7 protein-coding genes are annotated in these 7,958 nt (G+C 29.1%); all 7 read right to left on the bottom strand.

The annotated features are described in order from the left end of the window. Positions 1 to 85: 85 nt before the first annotated feature. The 7 genes from HCG70_RS07100 to HCG70_RS07070 all read right to left on the bottom strand — a co-directional run bounded on the left by HCG70_RS07100 (position 86) and on the right by HCG70_RS07070 (position 7,655). Positions 86 to 976, bottom strand: coding sequence for a hypothetical protein (locus HCG70_RS07100; RefSeq protein ID WP_221697607.1), 891 nt, complete (start codon positions 974 to 976; stop codon positions 86 to 88). Positions 977 to 1,021: 45 nt separating this feature from the next. Next, the gene (locus HCG70_RS07095) at positions 1,022 to 1,918 is read right to left on the bottom strand and encodes a tyrosine-type recombinase/integrase (protein ID WP_221697606.1); all 897 of its coding nucleotides are present in this window, start codon (positions 1,916 to 1,918) and stop codon (positions 1,022 to 1,024) included. Positions 1,919 to 2,053: 135 nt separating this feature from the next. Further along, the gene (locus tag HCG70_RS07090; protein ID WP_042393627.1) at positions 2,054 to 2,794 is read right to left on the bottom strand and encodes a YebC/PmpR family DNA-binding transcriptional regulator; all 741 of its coding nucleotides are present in this window, start codon (positions 2,792 to 2,794) and stop codon (positions 2,054 to 2,056) included. A gap of 93 nt (positions 2,795 to 2,887) precedes the next feature. Beyond that, entirely contained in the window at positions 2,888 to 3,535 is a 648-nt protein-coding gene (locus HCG70_RS07085; RefSeq protein ID WP_042393625.1) for a YigZ family protein, read from the bottom strand. Then, complete coding sequence (locus HCG70_RS07080; RefSeq protein WP_042393623.1) at positions 3,523 to 4,935, bottom strand: PLP-dependent aminotransferase family protein; 1,413 nt, start codon at positions 4,933 to 4,935, stop codon at positions 3,523 to 3,525. The genes HCG70_RS07085 and HCG70_RS07080 overlap by 13 nt, the downstream gene beginning before the upstream one ends. A 136-nt stretch (positions 4,936 to 5,071) precedes the next feature. After that, a complete protein-coding gene (locus HCG70_RS07075) occupies positions 5,072 to 6,154 on the bottom strand; it encodes a polymer-forming cytoskeletal protein (RefSeq protein ID WP_042393621.1) in 1,083 nt (360 codons plus the stop codon). Between the two features lie 46 nt (positions 6,155 to 6,200). Beyond that, on the bottom strand, positions 6,201 to 7,655 hold the full coding sequence (locus HCG70_RS07070; protein ID WP_078061260.1) for an alpha-amylase: 1,455 nt from the start codon (positions 7,653 to 7,655) through the stop codon (positions 6,201 to 6,203). Between the last annotated feature and the right edge of the window lie 303 nt (positions 7,656 to 7,958).

The following is a 7,958-nucleotide window of genomic DNA, read 5'->3' as shown; positions in this document are numbered from 1 at the left end:
TTCTATAAATTTAAATTTAATTTCATATGATATCTTAGCTTTTCTTCCCATAAAAATTGCTCCCTCTATAGTAATGACAGTTTTATTATTTTAACTGTCTACTATAAAGGGAGCATATCAGTCCGTGTACTTCTATTATTATTTTATATTTCGGCAAATAAAAATCATATCTATAATTCTCTATCCATTCAAAGTACTTTTTATTAAATTGCGCTATATACTCAATATTCAATTGTGTTAATATGCTAGCAACAAACTTCTCTGGATAACTAAAACCATCACTACACCTAGGACATGAGAAACCTCTAATATACAAATCAGCAACTCTCATACTTTTTTTATAATTACAATCCAAGCATTTACACATTATACTTTTATGACTTTTATTTGAATACTTTATTGCATCAGAACTATTAACCAAAAATTTAATTAAATGTGGCGCTGTAATGGAAATATCATTTATTCCAGGCATTACATCACGTCCACTACATACTGCACATCCCACACTATTTAACAAATGTTCTTCTCTAATCCACTTTTCATATCCATCAACATTACAATGGTATTTATAATATTTTTTATTCTCCTGTATAGTTCTAACCTTTTTCCGTACTTTATCGTATTTTTCAATTTTCTTAGTCCTAATTTCACGCTCTATAATTGTAATATTTCTATTCTCATCTACAAATTTTGTGCCTATTTCAATTTTAAACTCCTTTGTGTAAACATTTAGATAGCTACCCAATGACCCTCTTTTAAAATCTCTAAATCTAATTCGATACGTTTCAAAATTTTTATATTTTATTATTAGAAACTCTCCATCTAAATCACAAATTTTAATTTTACCTTTAATGTTTTTATAGTTAAAATCCACGTAACATCCTACGGAATTTTTCCAATCAATGACCTCTTTATTACAATTACTTCCTCTACCTCTTTTCCTTGGTAATGAATCTAAACATACATATCTCTCCATCATCCCACCCCCAATACAATATTCACCAATTAAATTATAACTCATTTATTTAATATTGCTCAATGGTGATGTTTTTCTACTCAACTCAATAATTGATTCATCCTGTATACTCTGTAGATATATCTTTGTAATATCTATTGTACTATGTCCTAGTAACCTTGATAAACTGTAAACATCCAATCCATTTCGCAATTGAGCCTGTGCATAGTAGTGCCTAATTGTATGTGGCGACACTCTAATACCTTTGATACCTTCTCCACATATCTTTACTATTCGCTCTATTCCCTCCACTGTGAGGGGTCTGCACCTGTAGGATAGAAAGTAGTTATCATAATGCAATATATTGTCCTTCAAATAACCTTCTCTCACTCTTTCGTACTTTATCAGCAATTTCTTGAGCTGTGGTGATATTGGTACTATTCTTTCTTTTCTGCCTTTACCACGCACAAATACAACAGTTTCTCTCACATCTCCTATTCTCAAGGCACACAACTCACTGTTTCGCAATCCTGTATCAACCAACATTGATATGATAGCCTTGTTCCTAATCTCCCTAAAGCTATTGCCCTTGTAGTAATTCAGCATCTTCTTTATTTGTTCATCGCTAAAGCTTTTTATTAATGGCTTCTCTTCCTTCAACCATCCAATTTTTGAAGCTACATTCCCACTATATCCTTCTTGATAACAGTATTTGTAGAAGCTTCTGATATTCTTCAGTATGGTGTTAATATACGTTGTGCTCAACCCTCTTGCCTTCAATTGGTTGAGATACTCTTTTATATGCTGTGGTCTAATTTCCTCTAGCTCCTCAATCTGTTGCTCTACTGTTAAATGCTTTGTAAATTTCAATAGATTGTTTTTATATCCCTTGATAGTCCTTTTAGTGTAATTCCTACATTGGATTTCGTAAATATACTCTCTAACTGCATCTTCTAATAACATAAAAAATACCTCCTGTTATTACATCAGTAACAACAAAAGGTATGTCATAGCCAAATGACTATGGTTTTCCTTGGGTATTCCATAGTCAATTCAGTTTTCACCCATTTCTAGAACTACTAAATTTACTTAAAAGTCCTATTCATCCCATCCTTCTGGGAATTCAGCATTGTGGTAAACTTCTTGAACGTCATCATCATCTTCAAGTAAATCTAACATCTTTTGGAATTTCTTAGCTGCATCTTCATCAATTTCAGTATATGTATCTGGAATCATTTTAACTGCTGCTTCTAAGAATTCTAATCCTTCAGCTTCTAAAGCTTCTCTTACTGTACCAAAATCTTCTGGTGCAGTTGTGATTATGAATACTTCTTCTTCATCACTATTGAAGTCTTCAGCTCCAGCATCTAATGCCATCATCATTAATTCTTCTTCATCAAGGTCTCCCTTTTCTATAACAATTTCACCCTTTTCTTGGAACATAAATCCTACACATCCTGTAGTTCCCATGTTTCCACCACCTTTAGTGAAAGCACTTCTTACATTTCCTGCTGATCTATTCTTATTATCAGTTAAAGTATCAACAATAACAGCAACTCCTGATGGTCCATATCCTTCATAAACGATTCTTTCATAATCAACTGCTGATAACTCTCCTGAAGCTTTCTTTATTGATCTTTGTACTGTATCATTTGGCATATTAGCTGCCTTTGCTTTTGCTATTGCATCTCTTAATTTAGGGTTGTTATCAGGATCTGGTCCTCCATTTTTAACAGCTATCATTAACTCTCTACCTATCTTAGTAAAGATCTTCCCTCTTTTAGCATCTGCTTTACCTTTTTTGTTTTGTATATTATGCCATTTTGAATGTCCTGACATTATTTCATCCTCCTAAATCTTAAAATAATCTAAAAATCTTTTTTATTATATCATAATGAAAAATATTAAACAATTTTTGTGTAAATATATGAATTATAAAATTTTAAATAATCTATTTTCTTCCTTAAAATAAATATCTTTTTCACTCTTTTCAACAATAATCTTTCCATTACTTGCTTCAATTGCTTCTTTTTCAATTTCATCTGCAACTGAAACTTCTGCCAAAATATGAACTATAACCTTATCAGTATATTCAGTATCTTCAATATGCCAATTGTTTTGACCACAGAAATACTGTACTTTACCTATCATATCATAATCTAAATGTAGAGATACTTTTACACCTTGAACTTTCTCAACAACTCCACCGGCTTTTAATGCTATAGATGCTCCTTTTGTATATGCCCTAGTAAGCCCCCCTGCACCAAGTAATATTCCACCAAAATATCTTGTTACAACTACTGCACAATCTGTTATATCAGACTTCTTCATAACCTCTAATATTGGAATACCTGCTGTTCCTTGTGGTTCTCCATCATCACTATATCTTTGTATTCCCATATTTTCGCCTATAACATATGCCCAGCAATTATGTCTTGCTTGTTTATGCTTTGACTTTATTTCTGCTACGAAAGCTTTTGCTTCTTCCTCATTTTCTACCCTTTTAGCATATCCAATAAACTCTGATTTTTTTTCGATAAAACTATCTTCACCATATTCCCTAATCGTTATATATGCCACTGTTGTAATTCCTCCTTAATAATGTCAATTCCCCTTAATATTTCATCTTCATTAACTTGAGAAAAGCCTATCTTAAAATAACTTTCTCCCAAATTTAATCCCCTATAAAATATTGTTCCTGGAGTAATATAAACACCTTTTTCCTTTAATTTATAAAATAATTCTTTTGATTGTATATTTTTATTTTTTATATTTAAATAAAAACTTAATCCTCCCCTTGGATCCATAAATGCTACATAATCCTTAAGTTTTTCATTTAATAGCTTTTTCATTAATTCATATCTTTTTATATAACCATTTTTTAAATCATCTATATATCCAATCCAATAGCCTTCTTTAATATACATCTCTAATGCTCTTTGCATTAGTGTAGATGTTGCTATATCTGTATTAATTTTAGAATTTTGAATACTTTCTCTAAATTCCTCTGGACATATTATATAACCAAGTCTTATTCCAGGCAAAAATATTTTCGAAAAACTCTTTATATAAATAACCCTATCATTAGTATCTAAAACTCTGAAAGGTTCATGCTTTATATTCTCATCAAATATTAATTCTGATAAATAATCATCTTCTATTATATAAAAATCATATTTATTAGCTAACTCTAAAATTTTAAGTTTTTTTTCTTTACTATAACTAATACCTGTTGGATTTTGAAAATAACTCATAGTATAGAAACATTTTATTTTATTTTTCTTAAGGACTTCTTCAAATTTTTTAATATTTATACCATCTTCCTCAATTGGTATTTCAAATACATTAGCTCTTCTAAACTTAAATACAGATAATGCACCAGCATAAGTTGGCTTTTCAACAATAACATTATCATTAATATTTAAAATGGCCTTAGATGCAATATCTATTCCTTGCTGAGCCCCTGATACAATTAATAAATCTTCAACATTTAAAGAATTATCCCAAAATACTTCATTAATTGTGCTTCTTAACTGTGAATATCCAAAAGCTTCTTCTTTAATCAAAGCTTCTGCTCCATCTCTATCTAAAACTTCATTAATAACTTTTTTAAATTTATTTATTGGGAAATTAACTATTCTTGAACTTTCTCCAGTAAAATCTATAATATTGCTATCATATTTATTTTTTATCAACTTTATTTCCTTAGAATACTCTTTCTTAAAATAATCTACAATTTCTCTCTTTTTTGCAAATGTTCCTGACCCCATCTTTTGATATGCATAGCCTTCAGAAACAAGCTTATTATAACAATTTACCACTGTTACATTATTAACCTTTAAAGCTTTAGATAATTCTCTTATAGGAGGAAGTTTATCTCCATCTTTAATAATTCTAGAATTAATCAATTTTTTAATATTTTCTGCTATTTGAACATATTTAGGTTCATAATCATTAAAATCAATACTATACTTTTCCATATTATCCCCCAATAAATTAATACCTCAAATCGTACTCATACAATTTATTATAAAAAATTTAATATCCTAGGTCAAATAAAAAGGTTGTATCAAAATGTAAACTTATCTGATACAACCAACTATTTAACTTAACTAACTATTTATCATTAATAGCCTCAAATGTATTTTGAATAAATACACCTAATGATAGTAAAACACAAATGAATAGTGAAATCCCACCAACATAAGGTATAAATGTAATTATCTTTACAATTAAAGTAAATATAATTGCTGAAAGATATTCATTCATATTTTTTAATATAAATCTACCAAGTATTATACCTGTAAACACTGGTGCTAAATATATAAGTATTCCATAAATAATTAAACTTATTACAGAAATAGGAATTCCAACAATTGTAATACATAATAAAACTGCAGCTATCGGTAAAACAATTAAAGTTGCAAATCCAATTAAGAATGGTAACCAACCTCTATGCTCTAGTTTTTCACAAGCTCTATTGTTATACCTACTACAAAATAAAGTTATTAATATACAAAAAATTATTGCAGTTATAAGACTTATAATTTTCCCTGCAATATTAATTCCAGCAAATAAACTTTCATTGTCATAATCAGTGATTATTTTATCAAAGGTAATTTTACTACTATCAAAATCCCCTAATATAATAGGTTCTTCTTCTCCTCTTACTTCAAATGTTCCATCTACCCTTGCATTTTCACCAATTATTAATTTGCTACAATTAACTTTTACGTTACCAGTAACTGTTCCATTTATTGTAACTGTATCAGCATTAACAAATAAATCTTCTGCTTCTCCATTAAAATTTACATCTCCACTTGCTACATATATACCTTTTGCTTTTGTTCCCTCTTTTATTTCAACACTAGCTGCGGCAGCATTTATATTTCTTTCTACATTTGAATTAATTAATATTGTTGCTCCAGCAACTCTAATACTTCCCCCTACACTTTCTGTTTCAATAGTAATGTTATTTCCAGCTGCAAGAATATCTGCTTCAACCTTCCCTGCAAACTTTAGATTATTTCCTATTGCATATACGTCAGATTGTGCATCTAATGTTTCATTAATATTATTATTTGTAAAAAACTTATTTGATGCGCTATCTAAAGTATCTGCATAAACACTAAATGAAAAACTGCTTACTAATAAAAATCCAATAGCAAATAGTATAAAGCGTTTTAAATTTACCCTCATTAATAATTTACCTCCTAAATTTTCCTATACATTATAGTATATCATACTATAATGTAAATTTCTTCATAATCCAAACTGCTACACTTCCATTTTTAACTTTAAAATTACCATATCCATCATTATCAATTAAAACTTCTTCATCACTTCCCCCTAGTGCATCAATAAACTTTTCACCGGCATATTTTTTACTAATATACATTTTCTTTTCTCCACCTAATCTATTAGTAAGCAAAACTGCCAATCCTGAGTTTTCAACCTCATCTATTCCCTCTCTGGTCCATCCAATTAAATTTTTATCATTAAAATAATCATGCTGTTCTCCATAACTTAAGTTTTTCCTAATCTTCAATAAAATATCCAAACATTTTCCAATTCCATAATACGCAGAACTTGGAATCCCATAATAATCTCCATAAAATACACAAGGATATCCTTCAATTCTTAATAATATTAGTGAATATGCAATTGGCTTAAACCAAGGTTCTACCCAAGATTGCAAAGAACTACCTATTTGCGTATCATGATTATCAACAAATGTTACTGCCTTTGTTGAATTTCTCTCGACAAGTGTTCCTTTAAAAATATTTCTCATATCAAAATCCCCATTACTCCTTGAGGCCTCATAAAAATTAAAATGTAAAGGGACATCAAATAAGGACATTACATTTTTAGTATTTTTTATATAATTTAATAAAACATCTACATTTGAATGCCAATATTCACCCACAGCAAATAATTCTTTTCCACTTTCTTTTCTTAAATACGTAAGCCAATTAACAAAAAAATCATAACTAATATGTTTAACTGCATCTAATCGAAATCCATCAACACCAGTAAACTCTAAATACCATTTGCCCCAAGATTTTAATTCTTCTATAACCTCTCTATTTGAAAAATCTAAATCTGCGCCCATTAAATAGTCATAATTTCCATTTTCATTATCAACATACTTATTCCATTCTTTGCTTAAAAACTTATATATACTATTTCTTTTTGTTTTATCATCATAATCAATTCCATCAAAATCACTCCAATCCCATTTAAAAGACGAATACTTATTATTTCTTCCCGGGAAATTAAACCTTGTCCAAGCTTTAATAATTTTTGCTCCACTAACTGGTATATTCCTATTAAAAAACTCCTCTTCACTTGCTTCAACTTCTTCAACATCATCTCCACCCATTTTATGATTTACAACAATATCAGCATAGCATTGAATATTATTTTCTTTTAACTTTTTAATGGCCTGTAGATATTCATCCTTACTTCCATACTTTGTTTCAACTGTTCCCTTTTGATTAAACTCTCCTAAATCATATAAGTCATATGCCCCATATCCAACATCATATATTCCACCAATACCTTTATATGCAGGCGGAAGCCATAATGCAGTTATTCCTAACTCTCTCAAATTTTCTGCTTCATTTAATGCTTCATTCCACAATTTACATTTTGGCAGTAAGAACCACTCAAAATATTGCATCATAGTTCCATTAAACATGTAAAACCCTCCATAATTTACTAACTTCATTATAAAATTAATTAATATAAAAGATGGCCCTAATATTGTTAAATATTAATTATTCCTTTAAGTACCTATGAATGGATTTTTGAAATTTAGTACTATTAAAATAATTAATATTTTTAAAATAACAATATTAGGACCTATGTTAAAAAGAGACTACTTAAAATTTATTTATCTCATTGTTACAAACATGGATAATCTCACCTCATCTTTAGTATATTATTGAACTCCTATTTATGGACACTTATACTAAAACTAAGAATCTTTTAATCTTAAGTA

The sequence above is a fragment of the Clostridium sp. K04 genome (assembly GCF_019734375.1).
Lineage (GTDB): Bacteria > Bacillota > Clostridia > Clostridiales > Clostridiaceae > Clostridium > Clostridium saudiense.
Note: the sequence above shows the minus strand (reverse complement) of the source record. Positions and strands in the feature narration are given on the sequence as shown.

Excerpts from the sequence above, each read along its gene's own strand:
- HCG70_RS07100 (WP_221697607.1), bottom strand. The coding sequence starts at position 976 with ATGGAGAGATATGTATGTTTAGATTCATTACCAAGGAAAAGAGGTAGA.
- HCG70_RS07095 (WP_221697606.1), bottom strand. The coding sequence starts at position 1,918 with ATGTTATTAGAAGATGCAGTTAGAGAGTATATTTACGAAATCCAATGT.
- HCG70_RS07090 (WP_042393627.1), bottom strand. The coding sequence starts at position 2,794 with ATGTCAGGACATTCAAAATGGCATAATATACAAAACAAAAAAGGTAAA.
- HCG70_RS07080 (WP_042393623.1), bottom strand. The coding sequence starts at position 4,935 with ATGGAAAAGTATAGTATTGATTTTAATGATTATGAACCTAAATATGTT.
- HCG70_RS07075 (WP_042393621.1), bottom strand. The coding sequence starts at position 6,154 with ATGAGGGTAAATTTAAAACGCTTTATACTATTTGCTATTGGATTTTTA.
- HCG70_RS07070 (WP_078061260.1), bottom strand. The coding sequence starts at position 7,655 with ATGTTTAATGGAACTATGATGCAATATTTTGAGTGGTTCTTACTGCCA.